The sequence below is a fragment of the Tsuneonella rigui genome (assembly GCF_003958625.1).
Classification (GTDB): domain Bacteria; phylum Pseudomonadota; class Alphaproteobacteria; order Sphingomonadales; family Sphingomonadaceae; genus Tsuneonella; species Tsuneonella rigui.
Window position 1 is genome coordinate 119,403 of record NZ_RSEL01000005.1, and the last position, 19,562, is coordinate 138,964.

18 protein-coding genes and 1 pseudogene are annotated in these 19,562 nt (G+C 67.2%); 12 read left to right on the plus strand and 7 right to left on the minus strand.

Going from position 1 to position 19,562, the window contains the following annotated elements:
• Positions 1-75: 75 nt before the first annotated feature.
• Positions 76-432 (minus strand): preprotein translocase subunit SecG, encoded by a 357-nt coding sequence (gene secG, locus ELY12_RS01315; protein WP_126175237.1) that lies wholly within the window; start codon positions 430-432, stop codon positions 76-78.
• 85 nt (positions 433-517) lie between these two features.
• Positions 518-1,282: a triose-phosphate isomerase gene (gene tpiA, locus ELY12_RS01320; RefSeq protein WP_126174903.1), complete on the minus strand. Its 765-nt coding sequence runs from the start codon at positions 1,280-1,282 to the stop codon at positions 518-520.
• Positions 1,283-1,474: 192 nt separating this feature from the next.
• On the opposite strand from tpiA, the gene ELY12_RS01325 reads away from it, so the two are divergent.
• The 9 genes from ELY12_RS01325 (at position 1,475) to lexA (ending at position 10,453) form a co-directional block, all read left to right on the plus strand.
• Positions 1,475-3,415, plus strand: a complete 1,941-nt coding sequence (locus ELY12_RS01325; RefSeq protein WP_126174904.1) for a peptidylprolyl isomerase — start codon at positions 1,475-1,477, stop codon at positions 3,413-3,415.
• 8 nt (positions 3,416-3,423) lie between these two features.
• A complete protein-coding gene (locus tag ELY12_RS01330) occupies positions 3,424-4,935 on the plus strand; it encodes an anthranilate synthase component I family protein (protein WP_126175238.1) in 1,512 nt (503 codons plus the stop codon).
• A complete protein-coding gene (locus ELY12_RS01335; protein ID WP_126174905.1) occupies positions 4,932-5,744 on the plus strand; it encodes a phosphodiester glycosidase family protein in 813 nt (270 codons plus the stop codon). Before ELY12_RS01330 ends, ELY12_RS01335 begins: the two co-directional genes overlap by 4 nt.
• Entirely contained in the window at positions 5,741-6,700 is a 960-nt protein-coding gene (gene pip, locus ELY12_RS01340) for a prolyl aminopeptidase (RefSeq protein ID WP_126174906.1), read from the plus strand. The genes ELY12_RS01335 and pip overlap by 4 nt, the downstream gene beginning before the upstream one ends.
• A complete protein-coding gene (locus tag ELY12_RS01345) occupies positions 6,697-7,281 on the plus strand; it encodes an anthranilate synthase component II (RefSeq protein ID WP_126174907.1) in 585 nt (194 codons plus the stop codon). The genes pip and ELY12_RS01345 overlap by 4 nt, the downstream gene beginning before the upstream one ends.
• Positions 7,278-8,270, plus strand: coding sequence for an anthranilate phosphoribosyltransferase (gene trpD / locus ELY12_RS01350; RefSeq protein ID WP_126174908.1), 993 nt, complete (start codon positions 7,278-7,280; stop codon positions 8,268-8,270). The genes ELY12_RS01345 and trpD overlap by 4 nt, the downstream gene beginning before the upstream one ends.
• Positions 8,267-9,052 carry an indole-3-glycerol phosphate synthase TrpC gene (gene trpC, locus ELY12_RS01355; protein WP_126174909.1) on the plus strand — a complete coding sequence of 262 codons (786 nt, stop codon included), beginning with the start codon at positions 8,267-8,269 and terminating at the stop codon, positions 9,050-9,052. The genes trpD and trpC overlap by 4 nt, the downstream gene beginning before the upstream one ends.
• 159 nt (positions 9,053-9,211) lie before the next feature.
• On the plus strand, positions 9,212-9,697 hold the full coding sequence (moaC, locus tag ELY12_RS01360) for a cyclic pyranopterin monophosphate synthase MoaC (protein WP_126174910.1): 486 nt from the start codon (positions 9,212-9,214) through the stop codon (positions 9,695-9,697).
• A 75-nt stretch (positions 9,698-9,772) separates the two neighbouring features.
• Complete coding sequence (gene lexA / locus ELY12_RS01365) at positions 9,773-10,453, plus strand: transcriptional repressor LexA (RefSeq protein WP_126174911.1); 681 nt, start codon at positions 9,773-9,775, stop codon at positions 10,451-10,453.
• Here lexA and ELY12_RS01370 read toward each other — a convergent pair.
• The gene (locus ELY12_RS01370) at positions 10,424-12,646 is read right to left on the minus strand and encodes a ComEC/Rec2 family competence protein (RefSeq protein ID WP_126174912.1); all 2,223 of its coding nucleotides are present in this window, start codon (positions 12,644-12,646) and stop codon (positions 10,424-10,426) included. The genes lexA and ELY12_RS01370 overlap by 30 nt on opposite strands.
• 29 nt (positions 12,647-12,675) lie before the next feature.
• On the opposite strand from ELY12_RS01370, the pseudogene gltX reads away from it, so the two are divergent.
• The 3 genes and pseudogenes from gltX to ELY12_RS01385 form a co-directional block, all read left to right on the plus strand.
• Positions 12,676-14,064, plus strand: a pseudogene (gene gltX / locus ELY12_RS01375) (glutamate--tRNA ligase); the annotation flags it as partial.
• Positions 14,065-14,109: 45 nt separating this feature from the next.
• The gene (locus ELY12_RS01380) at positions 14,110-15,396 is read left to right on the plus strand and encodes a citrate synthase (RefSeq protein WP_126175239.1); all 1,287 of its coding nucleotides are present in this window, start codon (positions 14,110-14,112) and stop codon (positions 15,394-15,396) included.
• Positions 15,397-15,406: 10 nt separating this feature from the next.
• Positions 15,407-15,604, plus strand: coding sequence for a hypothetical protein (locus ELY12_RS01385; RefSeq protein ID WP_126174913.1), 198 nt, complete (start codon positions 15,407-15,409; stop codon positions 15,602-15,604).
• Here the strand turns inward: ELY12_RS01385 and ELY12_RS01390 are convergent.
• The 4 genes from ELY12_RS01390 to ELY12_RS01405 all read right to left on the minus strand — a co-directional run bounded on the left by ELY12_RS01390 (position 15,601) and on the right by ELY12_RS01405 (position 19,503).
• Positions 15,601-16,968 carry a sensor histidine kinase gene (locus tag ELY12_RS01390; RefSeq protein WP_126174914.1) on the minus strand — a complete coding sequence of 456 codons (1,368 nt, stop codon included), beginning with the start codon at positions 16,966-16,968 and terminating at the stop codon, positions 15,601-15,603. The two genes, ELY12_RS01385 and ELY12_RS01390, sit on opposite strands and share 4 nt — an antisense overlap.
• A 2-nt stretch (positions 16,969-16,970) precedes the next feature.
• Positions 16,971-17,933: a hypothetical protein gene (locus ELY12_RS01395; RefSeq protein ID WP_126174915.1), complete on the minus strand. Its 963-nt coding sequence runs from the start codon at positions 17,931-17,933 to the stop codon at positions 16,971-16,973.
• 25 nt (positions 17,934-17,958) lie between these two features.
• Complete coding sequence (locus ELY12_RS01400) at positions 17,959-19,131, minus strand: hypothetical protein (protein WP_126174916.1); 1,173 nt, start codon at positions 19,129-19,131, stop codon at positions 17,959-17,961.
• 69 nt (positions 19,132-19,200) lie between these two features.
• The gene (locus tag ELY12_RS01405; RefSeq protein WP_126174917.1) at positions 19,201-19,503 is read right to left on the minus strand and encodes an Hpt domain-containing protein; all 303 of its coding nucleotides are present in this window, start codon (positions 19,501-19,503) and stop codon (positions 19,201-19,203) included.
• Between the last annotated feature and the right edge of the window lie 59 nt (positions 19,504-19,562).

The following is a 19,562-nucleotide window of genomic DNA, read 5'->3' on the forward strand; positions in this document are numbered from 1 at the left end:
CGTCAATCGGGATTCGGCGCAAGCGGGTTGGTGCGGCGACGCGCCGCAATCCACAACCGCCTGATCGTGAGTGTGCTAGCCGGCGACCCCGGCGAGCGGGTCTTCGCCGGTCGCGGGCGCCGACGGCGTGGTCTGCGCGGGAGCGGCCGGCGCTTCCGGAACCGGTGCCGCCCGGTCGAGCGTCGATTCGACCGTCGTGGAACCGCCCGCGCTTTTTGCGGCGATTGCCGCCAGGATGATCGACAGGAGGATGAACACGATCGCCAGCCAGCGGGTTGCGCGGGTCAGGAAATCCGCTGCGCCGCGTGCGCTCATCATTCCGCTCGGGCCGCCGCCAATGCCCAGGCCGCCGCCTTCGGAGCGTTGGATGAGGATGACCCCAACCAGCGCGGCGGCGACGATCGCTTGGAGGACGAGGAGGAAAATGAACAGCGACATGGGATCAGACGGGTCCGGTGTGATTGCCCGCGCGACTTAGGCGCGACGGACGGTTACGGCAAGGGCAGCGCGTTGAGGCTCAGGCGTCCTGCAGGTCGACGCTGGCCATGACGATGCCGAGGAAGCTCTCGGCGGTCAGGCTCGCGCCGCCCACCAGTGCCCCGCCCACCTCGTCGGCGCCGAGCAGCTCGCGCGCGTTCTCCGGCTTGACCGAGCCGCCGTAGAGGATGCGGACCGCGCTGCCCTGTTCCTCGCCATAGCGCTCGACCAGCAACTTGCGGATCGCGCGGTGCATCGTGCCGATGTCCGCGACCGTCGGCGTGCGGCCGGTGCCGATCGCCCAGATCGGTTCGTAGGCGACCGAAAGGCGCTCGTCAGCGGCGTCGATTGCTGCGGGCAGCGAGGCGGCAAGCTGGCCGGTCACAAACCGCTCCGCCTCACCGGCGTCGCGGGTCGCTTCGGTCTCGCCGCAGCAAACGATCAGCTTGAGACCAGCGGCGAGCGCAGCGTCCGCCTTGGCAAGTACCAGCGCATCGCTCTCGCCGTGGCCCTGGCGCCGCTCGCTGTGGCCCAGGATCACGAACTTGGCGCCCGAATCGGCGACCATCGCAGCGGAGATATCGCCGGTGTACGCGCCGTCGGGGGAAGGTGAGCAATCCTGCGCGCCGACACCGATCTGCTCGGCCTCGCGGTGGACCGCGTGAATCAGGGTAAACGGCGGCGCCAGCGCGACTTCGACTTTCATCAGCCGCTGCGCCGAGCGGTCGATCGCCCGCGCCTCCGCCAGCATCGCCCGCGTGCCGTTCATTTTCCAGTTGCCGACGACGTAGGGCCGCAGGGCCATGTGCATTCCTCAAGATGATCAGGGTAAGGTGTCGGGCCGCGCTATAAGGGCGGACGCCACCTGCCCGCTAGCGTGCAAAAGCGCCTGCGTCAAAACGGCGCAGCACCTGTTGCGGCAAGGTCGCAGGCCCCCTAAAGGTCGCGCCGTTCCGCGCCCCGTGCGCGCCCATATCCGGCAGGCGTTAACCCACCCATGCTCCAGTTCTTCCGCAACATCTTCAAGTCCAAGGTCGGCCTCGCCATCACGATCGCCTTTGTCGGTATCATCGGTCTGGCGTTCGCCATCGGCGACGTCGCAGGGACCGGTGGCATCGGTGGCAGCCTTTCGGGCGGCGAGAACGTGGCCGTGGTGGGCAAGGACAAGATCAGCGCCAACGACCTGAGCGAAGCGGCGAGCAACGCCGTCGACCAGGCGCGCCAGGATAATCCGACGATTTCGATGGCCGCGTTCATCCAGCAGGGCGGCTTGACCCAGGTGCTCGACTCCTTGCTCGACCGGCGCGCGATCAGCCGCTGGGCGGCCGACAACGGGCTGCGTGCCGGCGACAACCTGGTGAACAGCGAGATCCGTCGCATCCCGGCTTTCGCGGGCCCGGACGGCAAGTTCAGTGACTCGGTCTACCAGCAGACCCTCGCCGCGCGGAAGCTGACCGATGCGATCGTTCGCCGCGATATCGCCGACGGCCAGCTCGCGACGCAGGTGCTGGTACCGGCCGCCTTCGGTGCGCGAATGCCGAACAAGATTGCGCTGCGCTATGCTGCGCTGACCAAGGAACGACGCCAGGGCGGCGTCGCGGTGATCCCGAGCAGCGCATTCGCGCCCAAAGGCGATCCGACCGCTGCGCAGCTGACCACTTACTATAACAGCCACAAGGCCGACTTCATCCGTCCCGAGCGGCGCGTGCTGCGCTACGTCGTGTTCAACGACAAGTCGCTCGGCAGCGTCGAACCCACCGCGGCGGAGGTCGAGGCTCGCTATGCCCGCGACCGCGCGTCGCTCTATGCCGCGCGCGAGCAACGCACGCTGACTCAGCTGATCGTCCCCACCCGCTCCGCGGCGCAGGCGATTGCGCAGAAGGGCCCCGCCGCGCTGCCAGCGGCCGCGCGCGAAGCTGGGCTCGAAACGCGTACTGTTACCGGCGTCGACAAGCAGGCCTATGCCGCCCAGAGCTCGCAAGCGGTCGCCAACGCGGTGTTCGGCGCGGCCAAGGGCACCATCGCTGCCCCGGCCAAGGGCGGCCTTGGCTGGTACGTGGTGCGGGTCGACGGCGTGACCGCGACGCCTGCCCGGTCGCTCGACCAGGTGCGCGACGAGATTGTGACTGCACTGCGAACCGAGAAGCGCACCCGCGCACTCGCCGAACTGGCGAGCGAGGTCGAGCAGCAGGTCGACGAGGGCAACGCGCTGAGCGACATCGCCAGGTCGCTGAAGGTCGAGATCCAGACCACTCCGCCCGTGGTTGCCGATGGACGCGTCTACGGCTCGGCGAGCGAACGAGTCCCCGCGGTGCTCGCCCCCGCGCTTTCGAGCGCGTTCGAGATGGAAGAGGGCCAGCCACAAATCGCCGCGCTTGCCGGTGGCCAGAGCTATCTGGTGTACGAGACGGGCCGCATCACCCCTTCTGCCGCCGCGCCGCTGGCCGAGATCCGCAACGACGTCGTCGGCGCCTGGCGCCGCTCGGTCGGTTCGCAGGCCGCCAAGGCCGCCGCCGACCGCGTCGTCGCGCGCATCGCCAAGGGACAGACGCTGAGCCAGGCGCTGGCCGCCGAGCAGGCGAGCCTGCCGCCTGCCGATGCGGTCAACATGACGCGCGAGGAGATCGCCGCGCAGGGCCAGCGCGTGCCGCCGCCGCTCGCGCTGTTGTTCTCGATGGCGAAGAACAGCGTCAAGAAGCTCGAGGCGCCAAACAATGCAGGTTGGTTTGTGGTGACGGTCAACTCGATCGAGCCCGGCAAGATCGCGCCCAACGACCCGATCATGGCGCAGGCTTCGCAAAGCCTCGGCCAATTGATGGGCCGCGAATACGGCGACGCGATGCGGGTGGCGATCCGCAAGGATGTCGGTGTCGAACGCAATGCGACCGCGATTGCGGCAGTGCGCAAGCGTCTCGCCGGCGAAAACAGCGAGAACTGAGGCGTCCCCTGAGCGGAGCCGCGCCCGATAACGCCGACGCGGCTCGCGCGGCGCTGGCCGACGGGCGCCCCGCGCTCGTCTGGCGGCGCGTGGTCGCGGATACCGAGACGCCGGTGGGTGCCGCGCTCAAGCTGATCGAGCCGGGGCGCGGGGATTTCCTGCTCGAGTCGGTCGAGGGCGGCGAAGTGCGCGGGCGCTACAGTTTGGTCGGCCTCGAACCGGACCTGGTGTTTCGGGCCGAGGGCGCGCGTGCCGAGGTGAACGCGCAGTGGCAGCGAGATCGGACCGCGTTTGCATCCTGTGGCGGCGACGCACTCGCCGAATTGCGGGCGCTGGTCGAAGCGTGCCGTATCGATGTGCCCGCAGGCCTGCCACCGATCGCCTGTCTGGTCGGCTATTTCGGCTATGAGACCATCGGCCTGGTCGAGCGCCTACCGCGCGCTGAGGGAACCGGCATCGGCCTGCCCGACATGCTGTTCGTGCGGCCGACATTGATATTGGTGTTCGATCGCCTCGGTGACGAGCTGTTCTGCATTGCTCCGCTATGGCCGAGCGATCGCGCCCCGGATGTCGGCGTTAGCGCGGCGGGCGAGAGGATCGACGAAGCGCTGCGCAAGTTGTCGCAAGCCGCACCCAAGGCAGAGCGGTCGGATGCCCTCTCGGAGCTCGCTCTCGCGCCCGTGCTGGCAGCCGAGGACTATCGCGCGATGGTTCTCAAGGCGAAAGATTACATCGAGGCGGGTGACGTGTTCCAGGTGGTGCTAGCCCAGCGATTCACCTGCCCCTTTCCGCTGCCGCCACTGGCGCTCTACCGCGCCCTGCGCCGAGTGAACCCGAGCCCGTTTCTCTATTTCCTCGACTTGCCTGGCTTTGCCGTGGTGGGATCGAGCCCCGAGATCCTCGTCCGCGTGCGCGACGGCGAGGTGACCGTACGCCCGATCGCCGGTACCCGCCCGCGCGGCGCGACCGCGGAGCTCGACCGCGAGGCCGAGGCGAGCCTGCTCGCCGACGCCAAGGAACGCGCCGAGCACCTCATGCTGCTCGATCTCGGGCGCAACGATGTCGGCCGGGTCGCAGCACGCGGCTCGGTCGAGGTCACCGACAGCTTCACCATCGAACGCTACAGCCACGTGATGCACATTGTCAGCAACGTCGTGGGGCGGCTCGACCCGGCAAAGGACGCGCTCGACGCGCTGTTCGCGGGCTTCCCGGCAGGCACGGTCAGCGGCGCGCCAAAGGTCCGCGCGTGCGAGATCATCGCCGAGCTCGAGCCCGAAGCGCGCGGCGCCTATGCCGGCGGGGTCGGCTATTTCGCGCCAGATGGCACGCTCGATTCGTGCATCGTCCTGCGCACCGGCGTGGTGAAAGACGGCACCCTGCACGTGCAGGCCGGCGCTGGGATCGTCGCCGACAGCGATCCCGAATACGAACTCAACGAATGCTACGCGAAGGCTGGCGCACTCATCGCCGCCGCGCGCGAAGCGGCGCGGATCGCGCAGGAACCGGGGTTCGGGCAATGAAGCGTCTCGCCCTTCCCCTTCTCGCGCTGCTCGCGGCTTGCAACCAGGAAGCCGGAGGCGAGCCGGTCACGCGGATCAACCTCGAGAACCCCGGTCTCTCCGAGCCTCCGGCGCCTACCCCAACGCCGACCGTCGCCTCGGCGTGCCAGACCGTGACGTTCGAGGACGCTCAGCTCACCGATTGCATCGCAGACCCGGCGAAGCACCGCATCACCACGATGCTCGGCAACCCCCCGTACCGCAGCTTCAAGGCCTACGCCGCCGCACGCCCGGCCAACGCGCCCAAGCTCGCCTTCGTGATGAACGCCGGCATGTTCGACGACACCGGCAAGCCGATCGGCTACTACGTCCGCGGCGGCGAGCGCGGGCACGAGCTCAACCGCAACGACGGGGCCGGCAACTTCCACATGAAGCCCAACGGCGTGTTCTTCGGATCGGGCGGTAAGTGGCGGGTGATGACCGCCGACGCGTTCTACAGCCAGGTCGGCGACCGCCCCGATTTCGGTACACAGAGCGGCCCGATGCTGGTGGTGGACGGTAAACTCCACCCCGAGATAACCGACGACGGACCCAGCAAGGCGATCCGCAACGGCGTCGGCGTCGACGGCGCGGGCCGCGCGCATTTCGTGATCAGCGAAGGCCCGGTCAGCTTCGGCAAGCTGGCGCGCTATTTCCGCGACGTGGTGAAGGCACCCAACGCGCTCTATCTCGATGGCTCGGTCTCGGCCTTGTGGGATCCGGCGGCCGATCGCATGGATGCGCGCGCGCCGATCGGGCCCATGCTGGTGGTCGAGGAGAAAACACAGTGAGTGAACGCCGCACCCTCTATCCGCCGATCGAGCCATATGACACCGGCATGCTCGACGTCGGCGACGGGCACCAGATCTACTGGGAGCGCGTCGGCACTCCCGGCGCCAAGCCCGCGGTCATGCTGCACGGCGGCCCCGGCGCCGGGTGCAACGAGAAGCACCGCCGCCAGTGGGACCCCGCGCGCTACGACGTGCTATTGTTCGACCAGCGCGGCTGCGGCCGCTCGACCCCGTTCGCCAGCCTCGAGCACAACACCACCTGGGATCTCGTCGCCGACATCGAGCGGCTGCGCGAGATGTGCGGTCACGAAAAGTGGCAGGTGTTCGGCGGCAGCTGGGGCTCGACCCTGTCGCTCGCTTACTCCGAGACGCATCCGGAGCGCGTGACCGAGATCATCATGCGCGGCATCTTCCTGTGCGAACAGAGCGAGCTCGACTGGCTCTACAAGTACGGGGCCAGCGAGCTCTATCCCGAGGAGTGGGAGCGCTTCGTCGCCCACGCCGCCGCGCATGGCGACGACCTCCTGCAGACCTACATCCGCCTGCTCGACGATCCCGATTCCGCAGTGCGCAAGGCCGCCGCGAGCGCGTGGAACCGGTGGGAAGGCGTCACCGTCACCCTGCTGCCCGAAGAGGACACCATCGACCACATGGCCGATGGCGACAACGCGGTCGCCACGGCGCGGATCGAGACGCACTACTTCCAGCACAAGTGCTGGCTCGAGAGCGGGCAGCTGCTGAAGGGCGCGGAGAAGCTGCGCGGCATCCCCGGCGTGATCGTCCAGGGCCGCCACGACTGCTGCACCCCGCCCGCCGCCGCGTGGGCGCTCAAGAAGGCCTGGCCCGAGGTCGACCTGCAGATCGTCCCCGATGCCAGCCATCTGTTCACCGAGCCCGGCATCACCGACGGCCTGGTCCGCGCGACCGATCGTTTTGCGGACGCGCCCCCGCGATGATCCTGGTCATCGACAACTACGACAGCTTCACTTTCAACCTGGTCCATTACCTGATGGAACTGGGTGCCGAAGTGAAGGTGGAGCGCAACGATGCGCTGACCGCGGCCGACGCGCTGGCGACGGGGGCGGCCGGCTTCCTGATCTCGCCTGGGCCCTGCACCCCGAACGAAGCGGGGATCAGTCTCGACCTCGTGGCGGCGTGTGCGGATGCCGCCAAGCCGCTGCTCGGCGTGTGCCTGGGCCATCAAGCGATCGGTCAGCATTTCGGCGGGCGCGTGGTGCGCGGCGGGCTCATGCACGGGAAGACTTCGCCGGTCAGTCATGACGGCAGCGGGGTGTTCGCGGGCCTGCCCTCGCCCTTCACCGCGACCCGCTATCACTCGCTGGTGGTCGAGAACATTCCCGCCGAACTGCCGGTCAACGCGACCTCGGACGACACTCACGTGATGGGCTTCCGACACGCCGATCTGCCCATTCACGGAGTGCAGTTCCACCCCGAGAGCATCGCTACCGAACATGGCCATTCTTTGCTGGCCAACTTCCTGCGGGTGTGCGGGATCGAGCCGGAGGCACGCCCGTGAGGACGCTTCCGCAGGCCGAGCCGCATCTCAATGAGGCGCAGGCCGAGGAAGTCTTCGGAGCGGTCCTCGATGGCGAAGCGAGCGAGGCGGAGATCGCCCGCTTTCTCACGGACCTGTCCGATCGCGGCGAGACGGCGGACGAGATTGCCGGCGCCGCGCGCGCGCTGCGGGCGCGCATGATCCCGGTCGATGCACCGGCCGATGCGATCGACGTCTGCGGCACCGGCGGCGACGGGCACCACACGCTCAATGTCTCGACCGCGGTCAGCCTGGTGGTCGCCGCGGTGGGAGTGCCGGTTGCCAAGCACGGCAACCGCGCGGCCAGCAGCAAGGCGGGCGGTGCGGATACGCTGGAAGCGCTCGGCCTGGACATGGAAGCGGCAGGAAGAACTGCTGAGAAGTCGTTGGCAGACCTTGGAATTTGTTTCCTGTTTGCTGCGAACCATCATCCGGCGATGCGCCGGATTCAGCCAATCCGCCAGCGGCTTGGGCGGCGCACGATCTTCAACCTGATGGGCCCGCTCGCCAATCCGGCAGGCGTCCGCCGCCAGCTGATCGGCATCGCCCGGCCGGCCTACGTGCCGATCTACGCGGAAGCCAAGGCTCGGCTCGGCAGCGAACGCACGCTGATCGTCTCGGGCGACGAGGGGCTCGACGAATTGAGCCTCGCCGGGGGCAATGAAGTGGCCGACGTGCAGGGTCATGAGTGGGAAATGCGCCGCGCGCGTGCATCCGACGCCGGTCTGCCCACCGCGCCGATCGAAGCCATCCGCGGCGGCGATGCGGCTCACAACGCCAAGGCATTGAAAGCATTGCTGATGGGCGCGCCGGGACCCTACCGCGACGCGGTGCTGTTCAACGCCGGCGCGGCCTTGATGATCGCCGGGCGCGCGGCCGGCTACGCGGAAGGTGCAACACAGGCTGCTGAGGCACTCGACTCGGGCCGGGCTGAGGCACTCCTGGCCCGCTGGATCGACCTCGCCCAATGAACAAGCTCGACGAAATCTGCGCGACGAAGCGCTTCGAGGTGGCCGAACGGCGCGGCTTTGCGACTGTGAACGACCTCGACCGGCTTGCGCGCGAGCAGAGCGCGCCGCGTGGCTTCCGTGCCGCTCTCGAGACGAAGGCGCGCGATGGGTTCGCCTTGATCGCAGAGATCAAGAAAGCTTCCCCGTCCAAGGGATTGATCCGCCCCGACTTTCGACCCGCAGAACATGCCGTGGCGTATCAGCGCGGTGGGGCGGCTTGTCTCTCCGTGCTGACCGATGCGCGCTACTTCCAGGGGCACGAGGACTATCTCGCCGGTGCGCGCCGCGCCTGCGACCTGCCGGTGCTGCGCAAGGACTTCATGATCGACCCCTGGCAGGTCGCCGAATCACGCGCGATCGGAGCGGACGCGATCCTGATAATCGTTGCCGCGCTGGAAGACGGTATGATGGCCGAAATTGAGGCTGCGGCAACTGAGCGCGGGATGGATGTGCTGGTCGAGGTCCACGACGAAGCCGAGCTGGAGCGCGGAAGCCGCCTCAAGTCGCGGTTGATCGGCATAAACAATCGCGATCTGAAGACCTTCCGCACCGATCTTGGGACGACTGAGCGGTTGGCTCCACTCGCACCCGCAGATTCCTGGCTCGTCGGAGAGAGTGGCATCAACTCACACGCCGATTGCGAACGCCTCGCCGAGTCGGGGGTCAGGACGTTCCTCGTCGGGGAAAGCCTAATGCGGCAGGACAATGTCGAGGCGGCCACCCGCCGCCTGCTCAAAGGATGAGCCGGAGCGTCGGCACTGTCCTACATGCTGCGATCTTGGCATACATCGGCTGATGCACCGTTTCGTCCCTTTCACCGCCGTCGATGGAATTGGTCCCGCGGCGGTGGAGTTTTTCCCAGAACAGTGTGACAAGTGTGACAAGTCCAACAGGCGGGCCGCTTGTCTAAGTTGACGCATCTCGACGATTCGGGCGCCGCGCGGATGGTCGACGTCGGCGCGAAGCCGGCGACTGCACGCTCAGCCACCGCCGCTGGTACGATCCGTATGAATCGCCAAGCGCTCGATGCCATGCGCGAGGGTAGCGGCCCCAAGGGCGATGTTCTCGCCGCGGCGCGGATCGCCGGCATCATGGGGGCCAAGAAGACCGCGGAGTTGATCCCGCTGTGCCACCCGATGGGGCTCGAATGGGTGACGGTCGATTTCGCTTTCTTCGCCGACGGTATCGCGGTCACCGCGACCGCCGGGCTCACCGGTCGGACCGGCGTTGAAATGGAAGCAATGACAGCATGTTGCGTGTCGCTACTGACAATCTACGACATGGCCAAGGCGCTCGATAAAGCGATGGTCATTGGCGATGTGCGGCTGCTCGAAAAGGTGGGCGGAAAGAGCGGGACATGGCGCCGCGACGGAGATTTATCGGCCTGACTTGACGGCTGTTCATAAGTTGCCTAATTGTTCCGCGTTCGTTCCCGAATTGGAACGGTTGGCAAAGGACCGGCCATGCTCACCGCCAAGCAACGCGAACTCCTCCAGTTCATCACCGTCCGTCTCGAGGACAGCGGGATCTCGCCCTCGTTCGAGGAAATGAAGGAAGCGCTCGATCTCAAGAGCAAATCCGGCGTTCACCGCCTGATCTCTGCGTTGGAAGAGCGCGGCTTCATCCGACGCCTGCCTAATCGCGCCCGAGCGCTCGAGGTCATCCGGCAGCCGGAAGATTCGGTCGCGGCGCCGCGTGTTCGCGCGAACGATAACGTCGTGCCGCTCCGCCGGCCTGAGCCGGCTCGCCAGCCGGCGAACGATATCATCGAACTGCCGCTCCATGGCCGGATCGCCGCGGGTGTGCCGATCGAAGCGCTGGAAAGCCACAGCACGCTGCCCGTTCCGGCCGCGTTGCTCGGCCCCGGTGAGCACTACGCGCTCGAGGTATCGGGGGATTCGATGATCGAGGCGGGTATCTTCGACGGCGACTTCGCGCTCGTCCGCAAGACCGATGTCGCCCGCGATGGCGAGATCGTCGTCGCGCTGGTCCGCGACGAGGAAGCGACGCTCAAGTACCTCCGCCGCGAGAACGGCATGGTCCGTCTCGATCCCGCGAACGGGGCGTACGAACCCCAGATATACCGCCCGGGCGAGGTCAAGGTACAGGGCAAGCTAGCGGGGCTGCTGCGCCGGTATCACTGAGCGAAACGGACGCGGCTCGGGACGGCTGGCGATCCACCATGGATGCGCGCCCTGGCTGTCGGCTACGGCGGTGACGCGCTCGTCTGCGAGATAGAGTGCTAGCCCTCCGCGTTCCTCCAGGAACGAGCGGTCGGCCTTGAGCCAGCGCGGGCGGCAGCTGGCAGGCAGCCAACGGTCGGAGATCACGACATCCGCCCTCTCGCATGCCGCAGCAAGGGCCCGCTCCTCGATGCGCGACCGGTTGCGGCTCATGAGCAGATGCCAATCCCGCCCACCGCGCTGGAGCGTCAAGTTGCAGAAATCCGCGCTGCACTGCGCGCCGGGCCAGTCCTCGATCACCACCGGCTCTCCGCCTATCCCCGCGAGTTCCATCAAGTTGTCGCGCGCAAAATCGCTGCGTCCCTCCCGCAGCATCAAGAGCCGATCACCCTCCCCTGCCACGCCCACATTGCGCCCATCTCCCGACACCAACACGTCTGGCGCAGGTGTGCTCACCAGCATTACCACCGCGCATACAATCGGTAACAGGCCGTACAGTCGCTGCCTGCCGTGCCACAGCGCAAGCCATAGTTCGCGGATCACGAACAGGGCGAAAGTCAGGGCGCTCATCTGCGGCATCAGCTTCACCGCGCCCGGCTGAGCGGCAGTAAAGTGCGCGATGTCGAGCATCAGATCGAGTGAAGCGCCGACTGCCGTCCACACCGGTTCGCCAACGCCGAGCACATCAAGCAGCAGGGCGAGACCTATGAGCGGCATGGTAACGAACGTCACCAACGGGATCGCGACGACGTTGGCGATCGCGCCATAGAACCCGGCGCGGTGAAAATGGAACAACACGATGGGCATCAGCGCCAGTTCGATGGCCACGCCGGTCAGCAAGAGCATCACCCCGCGACGGCCGATGCGGATGGCGAAGCTCTCCTCCCGCGGCGCGAGGAATGCTCGCACCGGTGCCGCCTCATGCAACGCGACGATCGCGATCACCGCGGCGAAGCTCATTTGGAAGCCGGGGCTGACGACGGCCTCGGGCCAGACGAGCATGACCAAAAACGCTGCCGCCGCGACCATGCGCAGCGACAGCGGCTCCCGTCCCAAAGCGAGTGCTCCGAGTACGAGCAGCGATCCGACGCAGCTGCGGACCGTCGGCACTTCGGCGCCGGTGAGAAGCGTATAGGCGATACCCGCGCCCGCCCCGCACGCCGCCGCGATCAACGGCAACCGCACCCGCAGGGTGAGCCATGGCCACAGTGCGAGCAAACGAAGGGCAAGGAAGTACACGCACGCGATCACCGCGCTGACGTGCAGGCCGCTGATCGACAACAGGTGCGTCAATCCCGCGTCGCGCATCGCGTCCTCATCCGCAGACGAAATTCCGCCCCGGTCTCCGCTCGCGAAGGCTGCGGCGATCGCGCCTGCTGAGCCACCAAGCTGTGCGCGAACATGCGCCGACAGCGCACGCTGGATGGCGGCAAGGCTGCCATCGGCCGCACCTGGTTCGATCACGGTCACCGGCCCGATTGCACCCCCGGTCGCCGACAGGCCCTGGAACCAGGCCGTGCGCGCAAAGTCGTAGGCACCGGGCACCATCGGCGGACCGGGCGGCATCAACCGTGCGCGCACCCTGACCAGCGAATCCTCGACCGCCTCTGCCGGCGCATTCTTCAACGGCACGTTTACCCGCACTTTGCGCGCAAACCCGGCTTCTGCATCGCGGTAAGCTATCGTCAATCGCACCCGGGCCTCGGCAGGTTGGTTCTCCCGCTCGAGCAACCGGCCTTCGATCCATGTCACCGCCGGGCGCTCGATTGGATCGGCGCCGACGATGGCCGAGCGCAGCCACACCCACGCGAGTCCGACTGCGATCAGCAGCGCCAGGGCGATGATCGCTCGGCGGAGGTGCAAGTGCTCGTCGCGCCGCGCTCCCAGCCCCGCGCCGGCCAGCGCCAGCAGCAAGCAGGCGCCGATCGCCCCCAGCCACGCGATCGGCCCCGGCAGAGCGAACCATGCGACGACCCCGCCCGCCAAGGCGATCGCCAGCCACGGCGCGCGATCGAATCCCGCGCGGTCGAGCCACTCTTCGGCGGCATCCCAAAGGCTGGACAAGCGCCGCGCCTTGGGCCAAGGCGGCTGCTGCACTGCAGCATCGTCCGGATCGCCTCCGAATGGCACGATCGGCGCTACGCTGCTGGCCATGCAACCATTGGATAAGGAAGCGAAATCGGATGGCAAGCGCTAGCGCAGAGGTGGTCACCCGCTTTGCGCCCTCGCCGACTGGATTTCTGCATATCGGCGGCGCGCGCACCGCGCTGTTCAATTGGCTTTATGCGCGGCATCATGGCGGCAAGGCCCTGCTGCGGATCGAGGATACCGACCGCAAGCGCAGCACCACCGAGGCGATCGGCGCAATCATCGACGGCCTGTCGTGGCTCGGGCTAGACTACGACGCGCCCCCGATTTTCCAGTCCGAACGCGCCCCGCGGCACGAGGAAGTGGCGTTTCAGCTGCTCGCTTCGGGCAACGCCTACAAGTGCTTCGCCACGCCCGAGGAGCTCGAAGCAATGCGCGAGGCGCAGCGCGCGGCCAAGCAGCCGCTGCGCTACGACGGCCGCTGGCGCGACCGCGATCCCTCCGAAGCCGCGCCGGGGGCACCGTTCGTCATCCGCCTGAAAACGCCCAACGAGGGCGAGACGGTCATCGAGGACAAGGTCCAGGGCCGCGTCACCGTTCGCAATGCCGAACTCGACGACTATGTCCTGCTGCGGGCCGACGGCACGCCGACTTACATGCTGGCGGTGGTGGTCGACGACCACGACATGGGCGTCACCCACGTGATCCGCGGCGACGACCACCTCAACAACGCCTTCCGTCAGCTCCCGATCTATCGCGCAATGGGCTGGCCGGAGCCGGTTTACGCGCACATCCCGCTGATCCACGGTGCCGATGGGGCGAAGCTGTCGAAGCGTCACGGCGCACTCGGCGCGGAGACCTACCGCGACGAGTTCGGCATCCTGCCCGAAGCGCTGTTCAACTACCTGCTGCGCTTGGGCTGGGGCCACGGCGACCGCGAGGAGATTACGCGAGACGAGGCGATCGAATTGTTCGAGCTGTCCGGCGTCGGCAAGAGCCCGAGCCGGTTCGACCTCAAGAAGCTGCACAATCTCAACGGCCACTACATTCGCGAAGCGGACGACGCGCGGCTTGCCGAACTGGTCGCGCCGAGGATTGGTCCCGATGCTGACCGCGCGCTCCTGACCGAGGCGATGCCGCAGTTGAAGCTTCGCGCGAAAGACCTCGATGAGCTTGCCGCGGGAGCGGCCTTCCTCTTCAAGCAGCGGCCGCTTTCGCTCGATGAGAAGGCGGCCGCGCTGCTCACGCCCGAGGCGCGAGACCTGCTCGCAAAAATTTCTGCCCGTTTGCAAACCCAAAGCGACTGGACCGTCCCCGCGCTCGAGGCCACGCTCAAGCCCTTCGCGGAGGAGCTCGGCCTGGGGCTCGGCAAGCTTGCGCAGCCGATGCGCGCGGCCTTGACCGGGACGACCACCTCGCCGGGCATATTCGATGTTCTAGCCCTCCTTGGCCGGGAGGAATCGCTCGCGCGGATCGATTGCGCAAGCGGCTCCGGCCGAGGCGGACAGCCAAGTTTAAGGAGACCGATCATGGCGGACAAACAGGCGACGCTGACCTATAACGACAAGACGATCGACCTTCCGGTCCTGGAAGGCAGCGTCGGTCCCGAAGTGATCGATATCCGCAAGCTCTACGGCCAGACCGGCGCGTTCACCTACGATCCGGGCTACAAGTCGACCGGCAGCTGTGAAAGCGCGTTGACCTATATCGACGGCGACGAGGGCGTGCTGCTCCATCGCGGCTATCCGATCGGCCAGCTCGCCGAGCAGTCGAGCTTTATGGAAGTGAGCTACTTGCTGCTCAATGGCGAACTGCCGACGCAGAAGGAGCTCGACGAGTTCACCCACACGATCACCCGCCACACGATGCTGCACGAGCAGCTCGCGACATTCTACCGCGGATTCCGCCGCGACGCGCACCCGATGGCGATCATGTGCGGCGTGGTCGGCGCCCTGTCGGCGTTCTACCACGATAGCGCCGACATCTCGGACCCCGAGCAGCGCAAGATCGCGAGCCACCGGCTGATCGCCAAGATGCCGACGATCGCGGCGATGGCGTACAAGTATTCGGTTGGGCAGCCGTTCCTCTATCCCGACAATTCGCTGTCCTACACCGGCAACTTCCTGCGCATGACGTTCGGCGTGCCGGCTGAGCCTTACGAGGTGCTGCCGGCGGTCGAGAAGGCGATGGACCGGATCTTCATCCTCCATGCCGACCACGAGCAGAACGCATCGACGTCGACCGTGCGCCTGGCCGGTTCGTCGGGCGCCAATCCGTTCGCGTGCATCGCAGCGGGCATCGCCTGCCTGTGGGGCCCGGCGCACGGCGGCGCGAACGAAGCGGCGCTCAACATGCTCCGCGAGATCGGCACGCCCGACAAGATCCCGCACTACATCGACCGCGCGAAGGACAAGAACGATCCGTTCCGCCTGATGGGCTTCGGCCACCGGGTGTACAAGAACTACGACCCGCGTGCGACGGTGATGCAGCAAACCGTGCGCGAGGTGTTCGACGCGCTGAAGGTCAACGACCCGCTGTTCGAGACCGCGCTGCGGCTAGAGGAACTGGCGCTGAAGGACGAGTACTTCATCGAGAAGAAGCTGTTCCCCAACGTCGATTTCTACTCGGGCGTGATCCTGTCGGCGATCGGCTTCCCGACCACCATGTTCACCGCGCTGTTCGCGCTTGCCCGTACGGTCGGTTGGGTGGCGCAGTGGAACGAGATGATCTCCGACCCCGCGCAGGTGATCGGCCGTCCGCGCCAGCTCTACACTGGGCCGACGCAGCGCGATTACGTGCCGGTCGACAAGCGCTGAGACGCGCGTCGTGCGGTTGACCGCCAAGATCCTCGGCGCCGTGCTCGCATTCGCCGGGGTGTTCTTCGCCCTGCAGGGAGCGGGCGTCATCATGTGGCCGGCGGACAGCTTCATGCTCGCCGCGTCGGCATGGATCACTTACGGGCTGATTATCGCGGCGGTCGGCGTGCTGCTGTTCTGGTGGGGTAGCCGCCGGCCGCGCATCTAGGCCGCGGGAAGCTCCAGGATAAAGCGCGCGCCTTCCCCAGGCGCGCTCTCCACGCTGAGTTCGCCGCCCATGGCGCGGGCCAGCTTGCGCGAGATGTAGAGGCCCAAGCCAGAGCCGCCGTCACCACTGCGGCCGAGACGCTCGAACTTCTCGAACACGCGCGCGGCTTGTTCGGGCGCCAAGCCTGGTCCTTGATCGACAACCGCAACGCTCACTCGCTGACTACCGGTTCCGAGTTCGAGCAAGACCTGCGATCCTGCCGGTGAGTAGGCGATCGCATTGCCGACGAGGTTGAGCAGCACTTGGAGCACGCGGCGGAATTCGCCGATTGCGGGCACGCTTTCGTCCGCCCCGGGTGCCAGCAGAGTAATGTCTTTGGCCCGAGCGCGCACGCCAAGGATACCAACGGCCCGCCGCGCCACGTCGGCTAGGTCGATCCGGTCAGGCGCGGTGGCGAAATCGCCCGCTTCGACGACTTCCAGGTCCGACAAGTCCTCGATCAGCGACAGCAAGTGCTGCCCGGCCGCCGCGATGTCCGCCGCGTAGTTGCTGTATTCTTCAGCGAGCGGACCGGCGAGGCGTGACCGGATGGTTTCGGCATTCGCAATGATACGCGCAATCGGCTGCCGGAGAACCGGCGTCAGGTCGCGGCCAAAGGCAGTGGGTGAAGGTTGTTCTGCGGGCGGGCCGGGTACAATCTCAGCCAGCGGTGCGTCAGCGACTAATAGCAACTCGAACCCCGCACTCCCCGGTTCCGGACGGCCGAGCGGAACCAGCGTGACGGTCCACGTGCGCTCCGAGCCCGGCACCTCGCAGCGGGCGCCGTCGAGCAGGCGCCAGTGCAACGGCTGGCGGTGCGTCAGATCCGGAAACGAAACGAAATCGCTCCACAGGCTGCCCTGCCCTTCGCGCATTGCCGTCACGACTTGCTCGAGATCGGCCGCGTGGCCCTCGACCGCGATTAAGCGTTGCGCGGGGTCGAGCCTGGCGGTGAGCTCGGCAAGTTCCCGGTCAATCGCCGTGCGAAGGGCCGCCGCGTCCTCGTCCGACAGCGGAATGTTTGGCACGCTGGACCAGGCGCCGACCGCGATCGAACATCCGCCTTCGCCTTCGGCGTTGTCCGGCGCAACCTCGACCCAGGCGCGCACGGTCTCGTCGCCATCGAGCGCGGTGATCGTGCGTGCGAGCTTGAGGCCCAGCGTGCGCGCCTTGCGGACCACTTCGAGCAGTTGCGGGACAGCGACGGTGCCGGGAAGGTCGCCTCCACAGCGCCGCTGCAGTCCGGCCAGCGGCTCATCCGCCTCGATCAGCCGATCGGCGGCGTCGGTTCGAGCGCGCGCCAGCACGGCATCGTGCGCGGCCATGTTCACGCAGCCGACTTCCGCACCGACGACGCAAGCAATTCCATCGCGCGGTCGGCGCGCAGTGCATCGAACCCCTCCGGCAGCGACACGTCGGGGTGAATGTAGAGGAATTGCTCCTCGATATCCTTCGGCTTGAGGCCCGCTGCACGCAGTGCCAGCGCCAGGCGGGCAAGCTGGCGGTCGTTGGTAGCGATCACCGCCAGTTCGCGCTCCTGCTGCGAGGCGGCCGCGAGTGCGCTGAGGAAGATGGCCGCGCCGGCATGGCTGATCGACAGCGCGGCGAGCACGCCAGCGCCCATGCCGTGTACCAGCCTGCCGAGTAGCCCCAGCCGGCCGACACTCTCGTCATAGTCCTCGCGCAGCCTGGCCGCCGCGGTCATGGCGGACTTGGCATCCTCTGCCGAGACTTGCTCGAGCCACGCGGTCAGTGCCTGCTGGAAGTGTTCGGCGGGGAGCTCCCCCAAGGGCAACTCCATCCGCCGCTGGCGCTGGGCGAAGCGAGCCTGCGCGGCAAGAGCCGCCATCGCGGTAGCCGCAGTCGGCGCATCGTCCGACGCGACCAATGCCTGCAACAACGGCGAGAGCACGGGATCGATTGCGTTGCGGGCCTCCAGCCGCGTGGTGAGCTGCCATTCGAGCGCCAATGCGTGGCAATGTGCCACCAGGCGCGCATTGGTGAGCAAGGCCTGGGTCAATCGTCCCTGCCAACGCTCGGCATATCCACGAGGATCGAACTCTTCGGCCGCTTCCGCCTGCGCGGTGAGCATTTGCCGCGCGATGTCGCCGATCATGCCCCGCACGCGGCTGACGATCTCGTCGCTGAACAGCGAATGGTCGTGGTTCGCGAGCAGATGTCCGAGCACCGGCCCTATCGTGCCAAGCACGACATCGCCGTGCGCGAGTTCGTCGCGCAGGATCGCCTCGACCGGCGCCTCGCTCGATTGGGTCATGACCGTATCGTCCATCGCCTTCGGCCTTAGCAGCGCGTGGTTAAACCCGCGTTAGCTGCGATGCACGCGGCCAGAACAGGCGTAAGGCGAGGCCGAGCAGTCCCAATCCGGCCATGGTCAAGCCGAATGCGCCACTTGCTGAGGCAATGGTGAGCACAGCGAAGACCAGCGTGCGATCCGAAAACGGATGCAGCGGACGAGGCGCTTCTGCCTCAGAGCCAAGATGGATGACCGCGATCAACACCAAGGCGGCAAAGGCGACGGACCAGCCCTCGAACTCGCTCGGACTGGCGGCGATGGCGACGAGCGTCAGGTCGAGCAGTGCATGACGCGCCTCACCCAGCCACGAGCGCTCCTTTTCACCCGAGCCCGCGCGAGCGAGTTGAGCAAGCGCGGAACCGACCGCCATCAACGCGGCGGCTACGGTTAGGCCCGCCACTCCGGCGACTGTATGACCGAGATACCCGGCAACGGCACTGCCAACCGCTATTAGGGACCCGCCTGCAACGAAGCCTAATGCGCTGCTTGCGGCATTGCGCATCCGGTCGACCACGCCCCGCGCTATTCGGTGTGCGAGAGCCGATGCAGGCCGATCGAGCGCCGGCGCCGGGACATGCCGCAGATACCATGCCGCTTGGTACTGCTCTGCCTTCGGTTGGCTCCTCACTAGCGCCCAGCGGCCGTCGTCGAGCCACTTGTCAGGCACATTGACCGCGCCCGCCCCTCGCTGCAGCGCCACGCGGAGAAGGCCCCCGATGGGATCGGCATCCGGCGGCAGCACCGTGAGCGCCTCGACCGCATCGCCGCGCGTCGAGAGAACCCCCGCCCACGCGCGTTCGCGGTCGATCCGTTCGAACCCTTGCTCGACCGCGCCTTCCGCCGGTAGCACGGCCACCCCTGCCCGCGCACCGAAAGCCTGCGAAAGCCACTCGCGATCCGGCAGCACGCCCGGCGCGAATGCCACCAGCGTGTCGCCTGCGTTGACCAGACCCGACAGCGCGCGGTGATGGGTTACCGCATGAAACGCCAGCCCGCGCCGCTCGGCATCGCGCTGCAGTGCCGCTAAGTCGGGCCCCGGCGCCTCGGCCAGGCAGATGATCCGCTCGCACGCGAGCGCGATAGCCGCCTGCAACTGGTGCCAGGCAAGCGGATGCCCGGCGAGACGCACCTCGCCCGCGCCGTCGTTCATCATCGAGATCAGCGCGATGCGCACGCTTCGCGGGCCCTCCCGGTCACGGGCGGTACCTAGGGAACCGGAAGTAGCTTGGCTAGGGCGGCGCGCTCAGCCGGCGATGAAGCGGTCGCGGTACCGTTCGATCCGACGCACGACGGTCGGTTCGCCCGGCGCGGCGCCGATCGCCTCGTCCGCCAGGTCGATCAGTTCGCTGGCGTGGAAGCTGGCAGCGAGGCCCTTCAGTCGCTGCGCAGCGATCGCCCAATTGCCGTCGCAGCGTGCGCGCTTGAGCAGGTCGAGATGGCGCTCCAGACTTTCGCAGAATGCCGCGCGCAACTCCGCGAACAGCTCAGGATCCTGACCCGCAGCGGCCGTAAGCGTCGCATCGAATGCACCCTGTTCGTATGCCATCGCCGCTTCCTCTAGCAGTGTGATGATTAAGACACTGTTTAACCATGTTCCGATGGTGT

Coding starts and splice junctions, on each gene's coding strand:
- tpiA (WP_126174903.1), bottom strand. CDS start 1,282: ATGGCCCTGCGGCCCTACGTCGTCGGCAACTGGAAAATGAACGGCACG.
- ELY12_RS01325 (WP_126174904.1), top strand. CDS start 1,475: ATGCTCCAGTTCTTCCGCAACATCTTCAAGTCCAAGGTCGGCCTCGCC.
- ELY12_RS01335 (WP_126174905.1), top strand. CDS start 4,932: ATGAAGCGTCTCGCCCTTCCCCTTCTCGCGCTGCTCGCGGCTTGCAAC.
- ELY12_RS01345 (WP_126174907.1), top strand. CDS start 6,697: ATGATCCTGGTCATCGACAACTACGACAGCTTCACTTTCAACCTGGTC.
- trpC (WP_126174909.1), top strand. CDS start 8,267: ATGAACAAGCTCGACGAAATCTGCGCGACGAAGCGCTTCGAGGTGGCC.
- lexA (WP_126174911.1), top strand. CDS start 9,773: ATGCTCACCGCCAAGCAACGCGAACTCCTCCAGTTCATCACCGTCCGT.
- ELY12_RS01370 (WP_126174912.1), bottom strand. CDS start 12,646: ATGGCCAGCAGCGTAGCGCCGATCGTGCCATTCGGAGGCGATCCGGAC.
- ELY12_RS01380 (WP_126175239.1), top strand. CDS start 14,110: ATGGCGGACAAACAGGCGACGCTGACCTATAACGACAAGACGATCGAC.
- ELY12_RS01390 (WP_126174914.1), bottom strand. CDS start 16,968: ATGGCCGCGCACGATGCCGTGCTGGCGCGCGCTCGAACCGACGCCGCC.
- ELY12_RS01395 (WP_126174915.1), bottom strand. CDS start 17,933: ATGGACGATACGGTCATGACCCAATCGAGCGAGGCGCCGGTCGAGGCG.
- ELY12_RS01405 (WP_126174917.1), bottom strand. CDS start 19,503: ATGGCATACGAACAGGGTGCATTCGATGCGACGCTTACGGCCGCTGCG.